A 20061-nucleotide genomic window follows, 5' to 3' on the forward strand; every position below is an offset into this window, starting at 1 on the left:
GAAAAGGCTACATCAATAGGATCGGGCTTTAGCCCAATTAATTAGAAAAGAATCAATTTGGCTTTAGCCAAAATTTAAAAAAGTTAGATTGAGCCCTGAAAGGGCGAAACAACAATAGCTTCGGTTGTAACCCGGAGAACTGAAAATAATGTAATTGAATATTAATCAATCACATTCATCATTTATCAATCATCATTTATCAATTATAATAATGAACAACGGTATTATCATATTAGATTTCGGATCACAGTATAACCAGCTTATCGGAAGAAGAATCCGCGAGATGGGCGTATATTCTGAAATTTTACCTTTCAATACACCATTAGAAACAATCTTAGAAAAGCAGCCGAAAGGCATTATCCTTTCCGGAGGACCAAGCTCTGTAAACGCAGAAAATGCTCACCTGGTTGAAAAAGAACTATATGAACAGGGAATTCCTGTACTGGGAATTTGCTACGGAATGCAATTGACAGCACATCTTTTAGGCGGAAAAGTTCATAAAGGCGTAAAAGGGGAGTACGGAAAAGCGCATCTGGAAATCGTAAAAGAATCTTCTTTATTAAAAGGGGTGACTAATAATTCTATTGTATGGATGAGCCACTTTGATGAGGTGGGACAATTGCCTCCAGGTTTTGAATTAAATGCACAATCCGGCGTAATCGCTTCAATGTCAAATGAAGATAAAAAAATCTATTGCGTACAATTTCATCCGGAAGTTTCTCATACTGAAGAAGGTGGGAAAATGCTTGAGAATTTTGTTTTCGGAATCTGTAATGCTGAGAAAAACTGGAAACTGACTAATTATATTGAAAAAACAATCTCAGAAATCCGTGAAAAAGTAGGAGATCAGAAAGTGATCCTTGGACTTTCAGGAGGAGTGGATTCTTCTGTAGCAGCGGTTTTAATTCATAGAGCAATCGGTGATCAGCTGACTTGTATCTTCGTAGACACAGGTCTGTTGAGAAAAGATGAAGGCAAAAAAGTAATGGACAATTATGGAGAACATTTCCATATGAACATTAAGCTGGTTGATGCTTCCGAGAGATTTTTGTCAAAATTAGCCGGAGTTGATGATCCTGAAGCCAAAAGAAAAATCATCGGTAACGAGTTCATTCATGTTTTTGATGAAGAATCTCATAAAATTGAAGGGGCAAAATTCTTAGCGCAAGGAACAATTTACCCGGATGTAATTGAAAGCCAGTCGGTAAACGGACCTTCTGCGGTAATCAAGTCTCACCACAATGTGGGCGGCCTTCCGGAAGAAATGGAGTTTGAACTGCTTGAGCCTTTAAGAGAATTATTTAAGGATGAAGTAAGAAAAGTAGGTGAAGAATTGGGAATTCCTCATCATTTGGTTCACAGACATCCTTTCCCTGGTCCTGGTTTGGGAATCAGAATTTTAGGAGCTGTTGATGCCGAAAAAGTAAGAATTTTGCAGGAAGCTGACGATATTTTCATTGAAGAATTGTATAAAAATGATCTGTATGAAAAAGTTTCTCAGGCTTTCGTGGTGCTTCTTCCTGTAAAATCTGTAGGAGTTATGGGTGATGAAAGAACTTATGAATACACTGCTGTAGTTCGTTCTGCAAACACCATCGATTTCATGACAGCAACCTGGAGCAGACTTCCTTACGAATTTTTGGATACTGTTTCCAGCAGAATCATCAATGAAGTAAGAGGAATCAACAGAGTAGCATACGATATTTCAAGCAAACCGCCGGCAACCATCGAGTGGGAATAATTTTTGACTTGAATTTTACATATAAATCCTGCCTTTGGGCGGGATTTTTGTTCACAAATTTTTTATTTGGAGCTTTTTCCAGCTTTCCGCTATATCTTTTTTGTTACGGCCTCCGCTTTGCTCCGGCCGCAACAAAAAAGGATGCCGCTGCAATCTGGGCTAGGGTGGAAGGCTTTCATTTCAATATTAGTATGGCCTAGAAAATCTTCTCGTTAATCTTGTCAAGGTTTTAAACCTCGACAAGGATCTTTAATTAAAAACCTTTGTGAACTTTGCTGAGTAGAACGCCTTTGCGAACCTTAAAATCAGTTAGTAGTAAAAAAATCTTTGTGTGCTTTGCGTTAAAAAGAATTATGATTAAAGGAGATATTCAGTTAGTTTTTCAGAATAATTAAAGTTCTTGAAAACTTTTTATCAATTTATTTTCCCTAAATTTAGGTAAAATTACATCAAATGCAAATAGAGACGAGACCGCTGACGGTTCAGGATTATGATGAATTGGTAGTTACAATGAAACGGGCTTATCCGCAAATGTCAGAATCAATATGGTCAAAAAGAAGCATCGAAAAACTGACAAGAATATTCCCAAAAGGCCAGATCTGTATCACTGTAGACGGGAAATTGGCTGCGGTGGCACTTTCTATTATAGTGAATTATAACGAATTTGGAGACGATCATACGTACAGCGATATCACTGGAAATTATACTTTTAATACCCACTCGTCAACGGGAGATGTTTTGTATGGAATTGAAGTTTTTGTAGATCCGGAGTTCCGGGAATTGAGGTTGGGCAGAAGATTATACGATGCAAGAAAAGAATTGTGTGAATTATTGAATTTAAAATCAATTATTCTGGGTGGCAGAATCCCAAATTACCATAAACACAGCGAATTATCACCAAGAGAATACATTCGGAGAGTACGTGACAAAGAAATTTATGATCCTGTTCTATCCTTTCAGTTATCCAATAACTTTTTACCAATCAGGGTTTTAAAAAAATATCTTCCTGAAGACGAATCTTCGAAAGAAAATGCTGTTTTATTGCAGTGGAACAATATTTATTACAGCAAAAAACCCAACACCATGCAGGACAGCATTATTCGTTTGGGTCTGGTGCAGTGGCAGATGAGGCACTTCAAGGATATCGATGCTTTCTACGAGCAGGTAGAATTTTTTGTGGATGTAATGGGTGACTATAAGGCTGATTTTGTGCTGTTTCCGGAATTATTTAATACACCGCTGCTGGCTCCGTTCAATAAGCTTTCAGAGAGGGACAGTATGATAGAATTAGCAAAATTAACGGACGAAATTAAGATGAAAATTTCCGATCTTGCGATCAGCTACAATGTAAATATCATTTCAGGAAGCATGCCGGTTTTTGAAAATAATGATTTATATAATGTGAGCTACCTTCTTCACAGAGACGGAAGAGTCGATGAATATAGGAAAATCCATATCACGCCCAATGAGAAAAAATATTATGGCATGAAGGGCGGAAATGAGATCAGGGTATTCGATACCGACTGCGGAAAAATAGGCCTGGTAATCTGCTATGATGTTGAATTCCCGGAACTTCCGAGAATTTTGGCAGATCAGGGGATGAAAATTCTATTTGTACCTTACCTCACAGATACTCAGAATGCTTACATGCGTGTTCGTCATTGCGCGGCCGCTAGAGCTATTGAAAATGAATGTTATGTGGCGATTGCAGGTTGTGTCGGAAATCTTCCTGGGGTCAATAATATGGATATCCAGTTTGGGCAGGCCGCGGTTTTTACGCCTTCAGATTTTGCCTTTCCTTCGAACGCTGTTAAAGGTGAAGCAACACCAAACACAGAAATGACATTAATTGTGGATGTGGATCTAAATTTACTGAAAGATCTTCACCACCACGGCTCTGTTCAGGTGATGAAGGACCGTCGGAGAGATTTATATGAAACCTATTTGAAATAGAAAAAGAATGCAAATTGCATTCTTTTTTTGTTTTTTACAGGAATTTCGGACAAATAACTGTTGTACAGATTAGTCCCGGGCATCTTGGTCTGCCATCATCCGGGCAGCATTTGTTTGAGCAGTCTTTAATTAATCCGTTTCCTGCGATTGTTTTTAATTGTTCTCTTGAAAGTTTTGATAATTTTCTCATAATAATATTTTTTTGAGTTTAGTTTTAATGATTTGTTTCTTATAAAGTTAAAAATATTTTTAATTCAGTCGTAAATAATAACTACATTTTAAAGAATTTTTTAGTTATCATTTACGACACAGGAAACGAAAAGAAAAATAATTATACTCAATAGGAATAATTTTTGGAGTAATTTGCAACTACATTTCAAGATATGTTTGACAAGCAGCAAAGAAAACTGAAAAGATCAGCCAGATTGATTTCCGTATTAAGTAAATACGGTTTTAAAGACATGCTGGCAAGGATGAATACGGGAAACAGACAGGTAGAAATTCCTGACAATTCTGATGAAATTATTTCAAAAGGAACCGTTTACGAAAGAATCCGTCTGGTTTTGGAAGAATTGGGACCTACTTTTGTAAAGCTGGGGCAGACTTTCAGCAACAGGGAAGACCTTCTTCCGCCCGAATTGGTTCAGGAGCTGCAGAAGCTTCAGGATAAGGTGGATGTTGTCGAAATGAACGTTGAAGAAATTCTTGAAAATGAATTTGATATCTCCATTAAAGATCATTTCATTGATATCCAGAAAGTTCCGCTGGCTACGGCTTCCATAGCCCAGGTGTATAAAGCTGTTTTAATTGACGGCTCGGAAGTTATTCTAAAAATAAAAAAGCCTGATGTACAATCTGTTATAGAAGATGATTTATTGCTGATAAAAGATCTTGAAAAACTGGTTTCTTCTTACTCGGAAATAGGTGAAAAGCTGAATCTTAAGCAGGCCATTTCCACTTTTGAAAAATCTTTGCTGGAAGAGCTTTCTTTAATTAATGAAAAGGAAAATATTCTCCAGTTCAGAAGAAATTTTAAAAATCATAAAGAAACGTATGTTCCTATAGTTCATGAAGAATTTTCTAACAATACTGTTCTTTGCATGGAATTTATTGATGGAATCAAAGTAACGGATATTTCAGCTTTAAAAGCAAATAATATTGATCCTGTACATGTTTCTGAGGTTGGTTTGAGGCTTTTCGTTTCGCAGATTTTAGATTTTGGATTTTTTCATGCTGACCCTCATGCCGGAAATATTTTAGTTAAAAAAGATGGAAAAATTGTTTTCATTGATTTTGGAGCAGTAGGAAAAATTCCGCCTAATGATAAGGAAGTTCTTGAAAACTTAATCATAAGTTTTGTTGCTAAAAACCCGCATAAAATTGTAAGATACCTTAAAAAAATGGCGGTCAGCTATCAGATTCCCGATGAGAGGAGGTTTGAAAATGATGTGGAAGATATTCTGAATTTTGTACATAATTCTTCTTTAAAGGAAATCAATGCGCAGGTGATTATCAATAAAATGAAGGATGTTTTGAAAGATAACCGACTCTATATGCCGGATTATTTTTATCTTTTGTTTAAAGGAATTACACTGATAGAAGGCGTTGGAAGAAGCATTAACCCGGATCTTGATATTGTAAAAAGTCTTCATCCGTACACAAAGAAAATATTCACCAGAAAAATTAGTCCGAAGAATATTTTAAAAACGGGAATGGACCGTATGATGAATTTCACGGATAATGTAGATGAAATACCGAAAGAATTACGTTCCGTACTTCAAAAATTAGACGAAAATAAATTCACTGTTTCCAGCGAAATAAAGAATATTGAAAAGACAAACCAACTGATAAAATCCAGCATCGTTAATTTAATTTTAGCGATGATTTTAGGTGCTAATATTATCGCAACAGCCATTGTTTTCGTTTCAGAATCGGGCCCGAGAATAGGGGAAATGTCTTTGGTGGCCGTGCTTGGTTTTATATTTTCTATTTTATTAATTATCATTATTTTGCTGAGAATTACCAGGAAGTAAATATATTTGAGATGCTTCGACTCCGCTCAGCATGACAACTCTAGTATTAATTGTTTCATTTAACGATAAATTTGTAGCGATGTCATGCTGAGCGGAGTCGAAGCATCTTATTTTCAAATATAAAAACTTCCATCACCCATCTTCAATCTTTCCTCCAAAATTTAAAAAAATTATTTACCTATCTTTGCAGAATGGAGAAACTCACTTTTGCAGATTTTGACCTTCCGGTTAAAATTCTTGATGTTTTGGCGGATCTGGAGCTATTTGAACCTACACCTATTCAGGAAAAAAGCCTGAAGCCGATCCTTTCCGGCCGTGATGTAATGGGAATTGCCCAGACGGGAACCGGTAAAACATTAGCCTATCTTTTACCTGTTCTTAAAACGTGGAAATACAATAAAAATGGAAATCCAACGGTCTTGGTGCTGGTTCCTACAAGGGAACTAGTGGTTCAGGTAACAGAAATTCTTGAAAAATTAACGGAAAATATTACAGCAAGAGTAATCGGAATTTACGGTGGAAAAAACATTAATACCCAAAAGCTTTTATTTAACAACGGCTGCGATATCCTTGTGGGAACTCCGGGAAGAGTGATGGATCTTGCAATTGATAACGCTATTTCCCTGAAAGAGGTACAAAAACTAATCATTGATGAATTTGATGAAATGCTGAATCTTGGTTTCAGGCCACAGCTTACCCACATTTTTGAAATGATGAAAGAAAAGAGACAGAATATTCTTTTCTCTGCCACAATGACGGAAGCCGTGGATGAAATGCTGGACCAGTATTTTGCAAGCCCGGTTGAAATCTCTTTAGCAAAATCAGGAACTCCACTTGAAAAAATAGAACAAACCGCTTATAAAGTAGAAAATTTTAATACTAAAATTAATTTACTTGAATATTTATTGAAAACTGGAACGGATATGTCCAAAGTGCTGATTTTCAATAATAATAAAAAGAATGCTGACTTATTGTTTACAAAAATTGATGAGCTTTTTCCGGGACAGTTTGATGTGATTCACTCTAATAAATCCCAGAATTACAGGCTTAAAGCAATGAAAAGCTTTGAAAATGAAGAGATCAGAGGCCTGATTACAACGGATGTTATGGCGAGAGGTCTGGATATTTCTGATATTACACATGTCATTAATTTTGAAACACCGGATATTCCGGAGCAGTATATTCACAGGATTGGTAGAACGGGTAGGGCAGACAAGGACGGAAAGGCTATTACTTTTGTAACGAAGAAAGAAGAACCGCTAATTCTTGACATTGAACTGTTAATGGATAAGGATTTAAAATTCATCGATTTCCCTGCTGAAGTGAAAATTAATCCTAAAAAAATAGCTTCCGAAGAAGAGCATGTCGCTATGAAAAATCCGGCACCTGTAAAGCTAAATGAAGGTGGAGGAGCATTCCATGAAAAGAAAGACAAAAACAAGAAAGAAAACTGGGGCGGACCATCAAAAAGAAAAGCACCAAAGAAATTCGGAGCGAACAGGGCTCAGCAGAAAGCAATTTCAAAATCTAAGAAAAAGAAATAAAAAAATTCCCGAATTTTTCGGGAGTTTTAGTTTTCAGCACAGTTATTAAGTATCAATTTTTATTTCATATAAGGATTCATCACAGAAGTCCATAGCTGGTAGCCTTCGGGAGTCATGTGAAGCATATCTTCCAGAAAAAGATCTTTTCTTACATTCCCGTTAGCGTCTTTCATCACTTCAGTGATGTCTATGAATTCTGCATTAGGCTCTTTTTTCATAAATGCTGCGATCATTTTGTTGGCTTCTTTAATCTGAGGCCAAAGCTTTTCGCGGCTTGGAGAATATTTGATTGAAATATAATCCACTTCGATGTTCGGGAATTTTTGTCGGATTTTTTTATAGAACGTTTTGAATCTGTCCACTACCACTTCTGCTTTCAGTTTATCATTATCAGCAAAATCATTTTCGCCGCAGTAGATAATAATCTGCTTAGGCTGGTAATTTAAAAGATCTTTGGCATAAAAATTAAGATCTGTAAGCCTAGAACCTCCAAAACCTCTGTTGATGATGGTTTTTTCCGGGAAATAACTGGCTACATCCGTCCACTTTGTGAAAGATGAGCTTCCAATCAATAAAATAGCATTTTTGGGGGGCGCTGTTTCCTGATCTGCTTTTTTGAAATTCTGAATGTCCTGCCAGAACATCGGTTTGTTTTCCTGTGAAAAGAAAAGTGCAAAAGACAGCAGTAGAAATGCTGATAGTATCTTCTTCATTGTTTAATAATTTTTGTTTAATATTAAATTCTGTTCCATAAAAAACTCCCGGAAGTTCGGGAGTTTGTTTTTATCTTTTATAAGAGATGTAAGTGTAGTCTATCACCAGATCTCCATCCTGATCTATATTGTCATACATTTGTTTCAGTCTCATTTCGGTGCTTGTAAGCACTACTACTTTATAAGGTCTTGAGCTGTCATTCTTGTAATTGATCACAAGATCTTTAGTATCGGTATTGTAAGTATAAGTACCTTCGCTTTTCTCATCTTCCTGGCAATCAGCCCCAACTCCGGTGTAAGCTGTATAAGAAGTGGAATAGTCTGTATTAAAATACGTATTGTCTTTTGCAGAGCAACCTGTAGGAGTGTATGTGGAAATTACTGTTTTGTCATCCTTTCCTGAGATCACTTCTATTTTGCTGGTTTTCCAATCACCCTTCATCATGTCCATTTCATAGGCTTGGATGTTGTCATCTTCACAAGAAGTAAGCGCTAACGCTGAAAAGGCAAATAAAAGTAGTTGTTTTTTCATTTTCACTGATTTAAGAATATGCTAAAATATAAATAAATTTGAAATATCAGTAATGAAATTACGGTTTTTTAAACGAATGTTTGTAAAAAAGGCAACTGAGCTAGAAGATGGATGCAGGAAGCGGGAAGTTTACTACTATGATGTTGTATTTTAACATAACGAAAATAAAACTTCCAGCCTCCAGCTTCCATCCTCTTAATAACTCATCTCTACGATTTTATAAGCATCCTGCGGAGTCAGCTTTTTATATTCTCCCAAGCCCAGCCAGTTTCTTTCTGTAAAGGCTTTTTCCACTTTTTCTGCGGTGCCTTTATAATCTTCAGTGTATTCTGAAAGCTTTGTCTGGATTTCCAGGCTGTGAAAAAACTCTTCTAATTTTTTAATTCCTGCTTCAGCTTTTTCTTCTGTGGAACCTTCTTTAATTCCCCAGACTCTTTCTGCATACTGAGCCAGCTTTCCTTTTTTTGATTCAAAATTATAGCGGTAATGTGACGGAGCGATAATCGCTAAGGTTCTTGCATGGTCTATACCGAAATAGGCTGTTAATTCGTGTCCCATCGCATGAACTGCCCAGTCTGTGATTACTCCCTTCTGAATCAATCCGTTTAAAGCCATTGTACAGCACCACATGAAGTTTCCGGCTGCATCATAATCAAATTCATCTGCCAGGACTTTCGGAGCCGTTTCCTGTAAGCTGATCAGGATGCTTTCTGCTATTCTTTCCTGAAGGTCAGCGGAAGAAGGTGCCGTCATATATTGTTCCAGAACATGGGTATAAGCGTCTGTTAATCCGTTTACGATTTGTCTTTTGGGGATAGACCTTACCACTTCAGGATCCAGAACTGAGAACTGCGGGAAAAGTCCCGGGCCGCCGGTTGACAGCTTTTCATTGGTTTCTCTTCTTGAAATCACATATCCTGAATTCATTTCTGAGCCTGTTGCCGGTAACGTTAAAACGCTTCCGAAAGGCATTCCTTCACCTTCGAAAGTTCTTACAGGCTTTTTAAGGATTTCCCAGGGCTCGCCATCGTAATTGGCCGCTGCGGAAAGGAATTTTGTTCCATCAATTACGGAACCGCCTCCTACAGCAAGGAGAAGCGTAATGCCTTTTTCTTTGATTATATCTAAAGCTTTGATTAGAACTTCATATTCCGGATTGGCAGGAATTCCGCCGAATTCATATACATCATGATTTTTTAAAGCTTCCTTTACCTGGTCGTAAACACCGTTGTTTTTGATGCTTCCGCCACCGTAAATCATTAAAACTTTAGCATCCTGAGGGATTTCTTTGGAGATTTTTGCGATTTCACCTTTCCCGAAAAGTATTTTTGTTGGATTTTTAAACTCGAAATTAAGCATGTTCTTAAATTTATTTTAAGCCAAATTTACGCATTGCCGAACGAAAATTCAGTTAATAAAATTTTAAAATTACTATAATTGATTTTTATTAAAACAATATTATTTAGCTTGTAATTTCCCGGTTTTCCTGTTAATGACAACAAAGAAAAATTCCTTATTCGCAGGATTATAATTTGTTTTGGAAAGATATAATGAAACGTTTTTATCATCAATTTTATAGGAACTGCTCAGCTGATTGTTAGTGTCAACAGCGTATCCATGGGTATTTGCAATTAAAATGGCTTCAGGCAGATTGTCAACATATCCTATAAAATTTCTCAACTGCTGTTCATTAGAAAAGTATCTTGATTTACCGTTTTCACAGGCAATAAGGTATGAAAAGCAGTTTTCTTCCAGGCATTTTTGGAAAAATCCTTTTTCAGGTGCCGGATCATTGATGGTCATATTTTTAGGAGCCTGACTTTCGTAAATGATGGCTTTATCAGGATCCGGATTGTTACGAAGGACCGACCAGTAATCATATTTTTTATCAGGAATGATGAAAGGGTAGAGCAGCTCGGTATTATCCAGAATTTCCGGGATTTTTTTGAAGTCGCCCGGAATGGTTTTCTGGCCGAATACCAACCCGGATACTAACAAGAAAGTCGGAAAGAAAAATTTCATGCTGTTTTTTTGCAAATGTAAGGTCAAAATTTATTCCAATACAATTTTATAATATCCATTTTCGTCGGTTACGTTTATGTTTACGCCTGTGAAAGTGAGTTTATTAATCTGAAAGCCATCACATCCGGCATTAAATTCTGAGGACTGAATGGAGAAATCAAAAACTTTAACATTGGAATAAAAAGTATAATTTTTAGTCCCGTCGTAAGCGCCTACATTTTCAAGGATTATTTTGTCGTCAGAAGTTTTGGTTAACTGTATGTTGGCATTGTTTTCATCCTTGATTGAATAGGTAGTCAGCGTTCCGTTTGTCAGCAGGTTTTCGCCACCAGCATCAACGAATTCAAAAACAATCGGCTGGGGTGCGTTATAACAATCATCACCGCAAGCTGTGAAAAATAAAACAGGTAAGAGGAATAGTAATATTTTTTTCATTTGGATATGGATTAGATTGTTATTGTAAAGATAATAATTAAACTTTTGTGGTCAAAAATTATAAAGAATAAATACAATATTAATAACTTTACAAGTAATCTATATTATTTCAGGTTTTTCATTGCTAATAATAAGTTAATACGAAAGATTAAAAACTTCTGATAAAAATTAAAATTAGTTTTTGTTAAAAACAAAATCCCCTACATTTGTTATATGATACACGACCAACGCGCAGAAAAATTCAGGCAGATCGTGGAGAATAAATTCCAGATCTACAACTCATTATTTATGAGTCTGCCTTATGATAAAATGACGAATATCGGGATGCTGCTTCCGTTTTTATGTGAAGAAAGCAAGACCGGTTATGAAGCCGGAAAAACACCCGAAGAAATTGTCGAAGAGTTTTTTAAAAATCACACCAGTTTAGAAACCGAAGAACAAAAGCTTGAATTGCTTTTTAAGATTATTCAATATATTGAAAAACAGGTAGTTTTGTTTGATAGTATTGAAGATGCAGCTTTTCCGGATCTGCATTCCGGGAATGACAGCGGTACCGTTGCCCACCTTTTTGAACGTTCGCTCCAAGATCACAAATTGGAGAAAGTTCGTGAAAAATTGAAAGATTTTACCGTAAAAGTGGTTTTCACAGCACACCCTACACAATTTTATCCCAACTCAGTACAGAGGATTTTGCATGATCTCAGAAATGCGATTACTACAGATTCTATCACCAATATTGATATGCTGCTGCAACAGTTGGGAAAAACCCCGTTTGTCAACAAAGAAAAGCCAACCCCGATAGATGAGGCGATGAGCATTATTTACTATTTACGGTACGTTTATTACGATACCATCGGTGAGCTTTTTACCAAGATAAAATCCAAATTCGGGAGCGATTATTTTCATCTTCATGAAGATATTATCCAGCTTGGCTTCTGGCCGGGCGGCGATCGTGACGGAAATCCTTTTGTGACGGCCGATGTTACAAAACGAGTGGCGGAAGAGCTTCATTCTGCAATTTTAAAGGCATATTACAACAATTTAAAATCGGTAAGAAGAAGATTGAGCTTCAGAGGTGTTTCAGAGGTTTTAACGAAGCTTAGCAATGAATTATACGCAGCTATTTTCAGAAGTGAAAAACTGACGGCCGATGACATCATCAGCAGGCTTGAAGAAGCGGAAAAAATTTTGGTGGAACAGCACAATTCATTATTCCTGGACTTACTGATTGAGTTTAAAGATAGGGTAAAGATTTTCGGGACCCATTTTGCAACATTGGATGTTCGCCAGGACAGCAGAATCCATCAGCAGGTGATTGATACGGTTTTCGCAAGATTAAATGGAAATACTGAAGCGGATTATGAAGAAAAGTTTAATACATTAATTCAAAATTCGGATACAATAAATCCGGCCGATTTTGAAGATATCGTGAAAGACACATTACTTACAGTTTCCCAGGTCGCGGAAATCCAGCAGCTGAACGGATCCAGAGGAATGAACCGTTACATTATTTCAAATTCTGATGCGGTGAAAGATGTGATGAATGTATATGCATTTTTCAAAATCTGCGGTTATCAGGATGCGGAAATCAATATGGATATTGTTCCACTGTTTGAAACGATGGAAGGCCTTGCCAATGCAGAAAATGTAATGCAGGATTTATACAGAAACCCGGTTTACAAAAAACATCTCGAAAGAAGAGGAAACCAGCAGACAATCATGCTTGGATTCTCAGACGGAACCAAAGACGGCGGATATCTGAAAGCCAACTGGGAAATTTATAAGGCTAAAGAAGTTTTAACCCAACTTTCAGAGCAGAACGGGATTAAAGTTGTTTTCTTCGACGGAAGGGGCGGGCCGCCGGCAAGAGGTGGTGGAAAAACCCACGATTTTTATGCTTCACAAGGAAAAACAATTGCCAATAATAAAATTGAATTAACCATTCAGGGGCAGACGATTACCAGCATATTTGGGAATAAGGAACAGGCAAAATATAACTTTGAACAGCTTCTGACCGCCGGTGTGGAAAATGATGTTTTTAAAAATGTTAAAAAAGATCTTACTGAAAAAGAAAGAGCTTTAATCATGGAGCTTGCCGAAATCAGCTATAAAAAATATTCTGACCTGAAAGCACATCCAATGTTTGTACCTTATCTTCAGGAAATGAGTACGCTGGAATATTACGGAAAAACGAATATCGGAAGCCGTCCTTCAAAAAGAGGAAGCGGAAACGAACTGAAATTTGAGGATCTGAGGGCAATCCCTTTTGTGGGATCATGGTCACAGCTGAAGCAGAACGTTCCGGGTTTCTTCGGTTTCGGATTTGCGATGCAGAAAATGAAGGAGGAAGGCAGGTTTGATGAAGTAAGAGAATTGTACAAAGGATCAGATTTCTTTAAAACATTGGTTCTCAATTCTATGATGAGCATGAATAAATCATACTTCCCGTTAACGTATTATATTAAAAATAATCCGAAATTCGGGGAGTTCTGGACGGTCTTATTTGATGAATACCAGCTTTCAAAGGATATTATGCTGGAGCTTACAGGGTTTAAAATGCTTCAGGAAGAAGACCCGTTATCCAGAAAATCCGTGAAGATCCGTGAGAGAATAGTGCTTCCGTTACTGAGCATTCAGCAATATGCTTTAATGAAAATCCAGAAGGGCGAAGGAAATAAGGAAGCGTATGAAAAGCTGGTGACAAGATCACTGTTCGGAAATATTAATGCAAGTAGAAATTCAGCTTAAATTAAATTATGAAGAATTTTTTATGTTTACTGTCTTTCGTGTCTGCACTTGCATTGCCCGTCAGCTGTAAAAAAGAATCTAAGCCGGATCCTACCCCTGAAGCCAAGCATGAAGCAATGTCTGTTGCAAAAGCCGTACAGGATCATGTAGAAAGTGTTCACAGAAAACCTGCAGATTTTTTACCGAAAGGTTTTGTTCTTTTTAAAGAAATCCAGGGGGATTTGAATAATGACGGGCTCAAGGACTGTATCCTTATCATCAAAGCAACAGAAAAAGATAAAATAATAACTGATGAAAACAGAGGAAAGCTCGACAGGAACCGGCGGGGAATTGTTATTTTGTTTAAAACAAAAAACGATGATTATGAATTAATTGTTGAAAATAAAGCTTGCTTTTCTTCCGAAAATGAAGACGGCGGCGTTTATTTTGCACCGGAGCTGGATGTTTCCATTGACAAAAATAAGCTTTTTGTGCATTATGCCCACGGAAGATATGGCTACTGGGCTTATACTTTTAAATATATTAATTCTGATTTTCAGTTAATTGGATATGATTCAAGTGACAATTCCGGGCCGGTGGTCAACCGTGAAACAAGTATTAACTTTTTGACTGGTAAAAAACAGGAAAAAGTGAATACAAACACTGATGCAGAAGGCGGTGATGAAGTTTTCATGGAAAACTGGAGCAAAATTCCTGTACACAAGCCCATTCTACTTTCTGAAATCAAAGATTTTGATGAACTTGAAGCTTCATAAAAAAGCCTCTCAATTTGAGAGGCTTTTTCAATTATTCTTTGATGAATTTTTCGTAATAGATTTTATTTTTTGTCTGTGCTTTCAGGTAATAAACTCCCTTCGCAAAATCTTCAACTTTTACCGATTTCTGGTTCTTTACTTTTGTTATTAATCTTCCTAAATTATCATAAATCTCCATAGAAAGAACGTCGTGTTCAGAAGCGATATTCAGAATGTTTTTAACGGGATTCGGGAAAATGACCAGCTGTTCTTTTTTCACAAGGTCAGAAGTGCTCAGGACATTGTTATAAAACTTTCCGAAGTTCAGGATTCCAAAACCCATCTGGTCGGTATGGGAAGGATAGAGCGATGCTGTTTCCCTCAGCCTGTTTCTCATCTGGTCACGGCTCATGGTATTAAAAGCCTGGATAAGACAGGCAATTCCGCCCGCTGCAACAGGCGTTGCAATGGAAGTTCCGCTCACTGTTGTAGTAGAATTATTCATTACGGTGGTAGTTAAAGTACCCCTTGTACTGCCATCGGGCTTTACAACTCCCGCAGAATTGGGTCCGTATGAAGAAAAGTTGGATGAAGCACCCGCAGCATCTACTGATCCGATAGTGAAAACTTTAGCATTATCTGCCGGGGTCATAATATAATGCCAGGGCTGTACCCCGGAGTTTCCGGCTGCAATGGTAACAAAAATACCTTTATTAACGGCAATTTCAGCGGCTCTTGCAATGAAGGAAGTAGTTCCGTTCATATTGGCATAAGTGTAATTATATTTCGGGTCGTCAAAAACAGCATATCCCAGAGAAGTGGTGATGAGGTCTACACCCTTTCTTTCGGCTTCTTCGGCGGCTTCTATCCAGTATAATTCCTCTTCTGGAATTTCTACGGTGGCATTTTCACTTCGATATAAATAAAAATCTGCATCCGGGGCAGATCCTACAAAGGTATTCTGAATATATCCTCCGATTGCTCCCAAAACTACGGAACCGTGATTGTTTAAGGTAGGATCATAAATATTGGCTGTTTTGGTTACAAAATCAAAGCCTCCCTTTATGTGGCTGTTGGTCCATAGTCTTGAAAAAGCAGAACCTGTATCCACCGTTGGAAATCCGGTATCAATCACGGCAATAGTGACACCCGTTCCCGTATATCCCGCAAGGTGAAGCGGGCGAAGGTTCACTTGGTCAATCTGCGCAGATCCTGATCCGTAATCAAAAACCGTCAGCGTTTTATTGGTAGAATTTATAAAATCATCCCACTTATTCACCTGGCTGGCTTTTGGAATGGTAGAAGAATTTTTTGCAAAGCTTTCCACCGACTGCACATAGCTTTGAGCCTGAATTGTTGCAATCTGGGCCGGCGTGGCATTTACGGCGGCACCGTTCAGCCATTTGGAATAATCCGTTACCGTAAAGCCCAGTGTCTGCAGATTCTGGATATAAGACTGCTCAATAGGTGCGTCCTGATCATTAAGAGGAATTCCTAATGCAGTCCGGCGGTTCAGTGATTTCTGAGAGAGTTCAGACAGGGGATTTGCGTAAAATGCTGCTTTATTCGGCTTATCTTTGAAATAAACAAAAACCAGCGAAGTCTGTGCAAAAACAGAAGAGTAACCTGCTAGAACACAAAAGAGTAAAATTTTTTTCATGTATTTATTTTGTATAAAGATAAAACAAAATCAATAAAATTTTTGATAGGATTTTAAATTCCTTATTTTTACAGAAATATTTGTTTATGAAAAAAATTCAAATGGTTGACTTACAAAGTCAGTATTACAAAATAAAAAATGAAGTAGATAATGCAGTTTTAAATGTAATGGATTCGGCGGCTTTTATAAACGGCCCTGAGGTAAAGTCTTTCCAGAATGAATTGGAATCTTATTTGGAAGTAAAACACGTCATTCCATGTGCCAACGGTACAGATGCACTGCAGATTGCATTAATGGCGCTTGATCTTCAGGAAGGCGATGAAATTATTACAGCAGACTTTACTTTTGCTGCAACCGTGGAAGTTATTCATTTGCTGAAACTTAAATCTGTTCTGGTAGATGTGGATTATGATACTTTTACCATCTCTATTGATGCTATTAAAAAAGCTATTACTCCTAAAACAAAGGCAATTATCCCTGTTCATATTTTCGGACAATGTGCGAATATGGAGGAAATTTTAAAAATTGCAGAGCAGCATAATTTATACGTTATTGAAGATAATGCACAGGCTATCGGTTCAGAATTTACTTTCTCGGACGGAACAGTAAAAAGTGCCGGAACAATGTCTACAGTAGGCACAACTTCTTTCTTTCCTTCTAAAAATTTGGGCTGTTATGGTGACGGTGGAGCTATTTTTACCAATAATGATGAACTGGCACACCGCCTGAGAGGAATTGTAAACCACGGAATGTATGAAAGATATTATCATGATGAGGTAGGGGTAAATTCTCGTTTGGATAGCATTCAGGCAGCGGTTCTAAGGAAAAAGCTTCCTCATCTGGATACTTATAATGAAGCAAGAAGAAGAGCGGCAGATTATTATGACGAGGCTTTTGCAGGACATGAAAATATTTTAACCCCAAAAAGAGCAGAATATTCTACGCATGTTTTCCACCAATATACATTAAGAATCCTAAACGGAAAACGTAATGAATTACAAAAGTTTCTTACTGAAAAAGATATTCCGGCCATGATTTATTATCCGGTAGCCCTAAGAAAGCAAAAAGCTTACTATCAGGAAAGCAATGATGCCGATTTTGTGAATACGGATAAGCTTCTGGATCAGGTAATCTCTCTTCCGATGCATACGGAACTGGATGATGAGCAGCTGAAATATATTACGGATGCGGTGTTGGAGTTTATGAAATAAAAATATGCTTCACGACGAAAGGATTTTAAAAAATAAGTTTGCTTATTTTTTGACTATTATCTTTGTTCTGGGATGGATAATTTATTATGGTTCAGTTATTATTAGTATTTTATTGAAAGATTATGGTGTAACAGAAGATTATAAGAGCCTTAAAATTTTAATATATTTTTTAATTTTTGCAACTTTTATATTGTTAATTTTTACGTTTGTAAATATTTTTAAAGAATCTAAAAGGACGTTTATTTATTTAAACTTATCAATTGTCTTAATAGGCATATTATGGTCAATAAGTTTTCTTAATAATTATAAAAAAGGAATGGATGTATATTTATATTCTTTCTTGGTATTTATAGGTTTTCTAATTACTTCAGCACTGTTAATAAATTATTTTAGACATACTCCAGCAAAGAATGAGATAGAAAACATAGGAAAACACAATGATTAAAAATAACAATTACTAAAAATGGCAATACTCGTAACAGGAGGTCTTGGATATATAGGTTCGCACACGGTTGTAGAGCTTTTAAATAATAATTTTGATGTTGTTATTGTAGATGATTTATCCAATACGGAAAGGTTTATTTTAAAAAATATTGAGGAAATTACGGGGAAAAAGCCTGTTTTTTATCCTTTTGATCTAAAAAGGAGAGAGCTTCTGACGCAGGTTTTTGATGCACATCAGATTGAAGGGTGTATCAATTTTGCGGCTTCAAAAGCGGTAGGAGAAAGCCAGGTAATTCCGGTAGATTATTATGAGAATAATCTTTTCTCATTGATCAATATTTTGCAGGAGTTTAAAGATAGAGGAATTTCAAACTTTATCTTCAGCTCTTCCTGCACGGTTTACGGACAGGCAGAGAAAATGCCAATCGATGAAAATACACCTCTGAAACAGCCTGAAAGTGTCTACGGAAAGACAAAGCAGATGGGAGAGGAGATCATCATTGATTTTGCCAAAGCTTATCACCGAAAGATTTCGTTATTAAGATATTTTAACCCAATCGGGGCGCATCCGTCAGCAAAAATTGGTGAATTGCCGGTCGGAATTCCCAATAATTTAGTACCTTACGTTATGCAAACTGCTGCAGGAATAAGAGAAAAACTGAATATCTGGGGTGATGATTATGATACGGAAGACGGAACGGCAGTTCGGGATTATATTTATGTGGTGGACCTTGCAAAAGCTCACGTAGCAGCTCTGAAAAGGCTGATGGAAGACACTTCCCGAGAAACGAAGATTGATATTTACAATCTCGGAACCGGTAAAGGATCTTCTGTTTTGGAAGTGGTAAAAGCTTTTGAAATTGCAAATGACGTGAAAGTTCCTTATCAAATCTGTGAAAGGAGGGAAGGCGACATTACCATTGCTTATGCCAATGCGGATAAAGCTGAAAGAGAGCTGAACTGGAAATCTGAAACTTCATTGGAAGAGGCTTTGAGAACGGTTTGGCAGTGGCAGAAATATTTAGAATCAAGAAACGCTTAAAAAGAAAAGTTATGGCCTGGAATCCGGAAGTATACGATCAGTTTAAAAATGAACGTTCGGCGCCGTTTTTCGATTTGCTGGATTTGGTGGAACCTATACCGAATCTTTCCGTAATTGATTTGGGATGCGGAACAGGAGAACTGACATCAAAATTACTGGATTATCTGCAGGATTCTAAAGTAACAGGGATTGATTCTTCCGCGGAAATGCTTGAAAAAGCAAAACATTTCCAGACCAGCCGACTCACTTTTCAGCAGAGAAGCATTGAAGATCAACTGAATTTAAATGATACTTTTGACCTTATTATATCCAATGCGGCCATTCAGTGGTGTAATAACCATAAAGAATTATTTGCCAGGATTATTGGTAAGATCAATAAAGGCGGCCAACTGGCGATTCAGATCCCTTCTAATCATGAATTTATCGTGCATCAGCTTCTGAGAAAAGTTGCGGAAACGGAACCTTATAAAACAGCATACAATTTGTGGACACGGGAATATTCGGTTTTGAAGATTGAGGATTACGCTAAAATTTTATATGATAATAAAGGAAGCGAGATCACTGTTTTTGAAAAAGTATTTCCCCACATTATGGAAGATGCGGAAGCTATTTTCACATGGGCTTCAGGAACTGCAATGATTCCTTACATAGAAAGGCTTCCGGAAGATTTGCAAGAACAGTTTAAAGAAGATTATAAAAAAGAATTAAAACTTACATTCCCGGAATCACCGGTCTTTTATCCATTTAAAAGAACATTTATTTCGGCAAAATTTTAAATACACATTATGAAAACAGAAAGAATAGGCATTACATTTTCCTCATTTGATCTGCTTCATGCCGGCCATATTAAAATGCTGGAAGAAGCTAAAACAGTTTGCGATTATTTAATTGTCGGGCTGCAAATAGACCCGTCTCATGACCGCCCTAATAAAAATAAACCAACACAGACTATTGTTGAACGATACATTCAGTTAAAAGCTGTAAATGCTGTTGACGAAATTATCCCTTATTATACGGAGCAGGACTTGGAAGATATTTTAAAATCATTTGTTATAGATGTAAGAATCATCGGTGATGATTATATGGACAAAGATTTTACAGGGAAAAAATACTGCGAAGAAAAAGGCATTGAGATCTTTTACAACAAAAGAGACCACAGGTTTTCCTCCAGTGATCTGAGAAAAAGAATCTATGAAGCCGAAATGGAAAAAATAAAAAGAACAGAAACTGTAAAATAAAAAAATCCCGA

At 36.9% G+C, this 20061-nt stretch carries 18 protein-coding genes; 11 read left to right on the forward strand and 7 right to left on the reverse strand.

Annotated elements, in window-relative coordinates; all coding sequences use genetic code 11:
* The first annotated feature begins 211 nt into the window (after window positions 1-211).
* Window positions 212-1741, forward strand: a complete 1530-nt coding sequence (guaA, locus tag H560_RS0101790; RefSeq protein WP_027378457.1) for a glutamine-hydrolyzing GMP synthase — start codon at window positions 212-214, stop codon at window positions 1739-1741.
* A gap of 453 nt (window positions 1742-2194) precedes the next feature.
* Entirely contained in the window at window positions 2195-3694 is a 1500-nt protein-coding gene (locus H560_RS0101800; protein WP_027378459.1) for a carbon-nitrogen hydrolase family protein, read from the forward strand.
* Window positions 3695-3728: 34 nt separating this feature from the next.
* Here the strand turns inward: H560_RS0101800 and H560_RS23155 are convergent, their stop codons facing one another.
* Window positions 3729-3884, reverse strand: a complete 156-nt coding sequence (locus H560_RS23155; protein WP_169725960.1) for a bacteriocin-like protein — start codon at window positions 3882-3884, stop codon at window positions 3729-3731.
* 193 nt (window positions 3885-4077) lie between these two features.
* On the opposite strand from H560_RS23155, the gene H560_RS0101805 reads away from it, so the two are divergent.
* Window positions 4078-5727, forward strand: a complete 1650-nt coding sequence (locus H560_RS0101805) for an ABC1 kinase family protein (RefSeq protein WP_027378460.1) — start codon at window positions 4078-4080, stop codon at window positions 5725-5727.
* 191 nt (window positions 5728-5918) lie between these two features.
* Entirely contained in the window at window positions 5919-7271 is a 1353-nt protein-coding gene (locus H560_RS0101810) for a DEAD/DEAH box helicase (protein WP_027378461.1), read from the forward strand.
* Window positions 7272-7330: 59 nt separating this feature from the next.
* Here the strand turns inward: H560_RS0101810 and H560_RS0101815 are convergent, their stop codons facing one another.
* From H560_RS0101815 to H560_RS0101835, 5 genes are all read right to left on the reverse strand, one after another.
* Window positions 7331-7984: a GDSL-type esterase/lipase family protein gene (locus tag H560_RS0101815; protein ID WP_027378462.1), complete on the reverse strand. Its 654-nt coding sequence runs from the start codon at window positions 7982-7984 to the stop codon at window positions 7331-7333.
* Between the two features lie 70 nt (window positions 7985-8054).
* The gene (locus H560_RS0101820) at window positions 8055-8516 is read right to left on the reverse strand and encodes a lipocalin-like domain-containing protein (protein ID WP_027378463.1); all 462 of its coding nucleotides are present in this window, start codon (window positions 8514-8516) and stop codon (window positions 8055-8057) included.
* A 195-nt stretch (window positions 8517-8711) separates the two neighbouring features.
* A complete protein-coding gene (locus H560_RS0101825) occupies window positions 8712-9875 on the reverse strand; it encodes an iron-containing alcohol dehydrogenase (protein ID WP_027378464.1) in 1164 nt (387 codons plus the stop codon).
* Between the two features lie 99 nt (window positions 9876-9974).
* On the reverse strand, window positions 9975-10538 hold the full coding sequence (locus H560_RS20930) for a hypothetical protein (protein WP_034752096.1): 564 nt from the start codon (window positions 10536-10538) through the stop codon (window positions 9975-9977).
* A 30-nt stretch (window positions 10539-10568) separates the two neighbouring features.
* Window positions 10569-10973, reverse strand: coding sequence for a hypothetical protein (locus H560_RS0101835; RefSeq protein WP_027378465.1), 405 nt, complete (start codon window positions 10971-10973; stop codon window positions 10569-10571).
* A 213-nt stretch (window positions 10974-11186) separates the two neighbouring features.
* Between H560_RS0101835 and H560_RS0101840 the strand changes: the two genes are divergently transcribed.
* Together H560_RS0101840 and H560_RS20935 are read left to right on the forward strand one after the other, a co-directional pair.
* Window positions 11187-13721: a phosphoenolpyruvate carboxylase gene (locus H560_RS0101840; protein WP_027378466.1), complete on the forward strand. Its 2535-nt coding sequence runs from the start codon at window positions 11187-11189 to the stop codon at window positions 13719-13721.
* 8 nt (window positions 13722-13729) lie between these two features.
* Window positions 13730-14476: a hypothetical protein gene (locus H560_RS20935; protein WP_081413903.1), complete on the forward strand. Its 747-nt coding sequence runs from the start codon at window positions 13730-13732 to the stop codon at window positions 14474-14476.
* 31 nt (window positions 14477-14507) lie between these two features.
* Here the strand turns inward: H560_RS20935 and H560_RS0101850 are convergent, their stop codons facing one another.
* Window positions 14508-16115, reverse strand: a complete 1608-nt coding sequence (locus H560_RS0101850) for a S8/S53 family peptidase (RefSeq protein ID WP_027378467.1) — start codon at window positions 16113-16115, stop codon at window positions 14508-14510.
* An 86-nt stretch (window positions 16116-16201) separates the two neighbouring features.
* On the opposite strand from H560_RS0101850, the gene H560_RS0101855 reads away from it, so the two are divergent.
* The 5 genes from H560_RS0101855 to H560_RS0101875 are packed head-to-tail and all read left to right on the forward strand — an operon-like array spanning window position 16202 to window position 20050.
* A complete protein-coding gene (locus H560_RS0101855; RefSeq protein ID WP_027378468.1) occupies window positions 16202-17326 on the forward strand; it encodes a DegT/DnrJ/EryC1/StrS family aminotransferase in 1125 nt (374 codons plus the stop codon).
* Between the two features lie 4 nt (window positions 17327-17330).
* On the forward strand, window positions 17331-17771 hold the full coding sequence (locus H560_RS0101860; RefSeq protein WP_027378469.1) for a hypothetical protein: 441 nt from the start codon (window positions 17331-17333) through the stop codon (window positions 17769-17771).
* A gap of 18 nt (window positions 17772-17789) precedes the next feature.
* Window positions 17790-18812: a UDP-glucose 4-epimerase GalE gene (gene galE, locus H560_RS0101865; protein ID WP_027378470.1), complete on the forward strand. Its 1023-nt coding sequence runs from the start codon at window positions 17790-17792 to the stop codon at window positions 18810-18812.
* A gap of 11 nt (window positions 18813-18823) precedes the next feature.
* On the forward strand, window positions 18824-19588 hold the full coding sequence (locus H560_RS0101870) for a methyltransferase domain-containing protein (protein ID WP_027378471.1): 765 nt from the start codon (window positions 18824-18826) through the stop codon (window positions 19586-19588).
* 9 nt (window positions 19589-19597) lie between these two features.
* On the forward strand, window positions 19598-20050 hold the full coding sequence (locus H560_RS0101875; RefSeq protein WP_027378472.1) for an adenylyltransferase/cytidyltransferase family protein: 453 nt from the start codon (window positions 19598-19600) through the stop codon (window positions 20048-20050).
* The last annotated feature ends 11 nt before the right edge of the window (window positions 20051-20061 follow it).

The sequence above is a fragment of the Chryseobacterium daeguense DSM 19388 genome (genome assembly GCF_000430825.1).
In the GTDB taxonomy this organism is placed as follows: domain Bacteria; phylum Bacteroidota; class Bacteroidia; order Flavobacteriales; family Weeksellaceae; genus Chryseobacterium; species Chryseobacterium daeguense.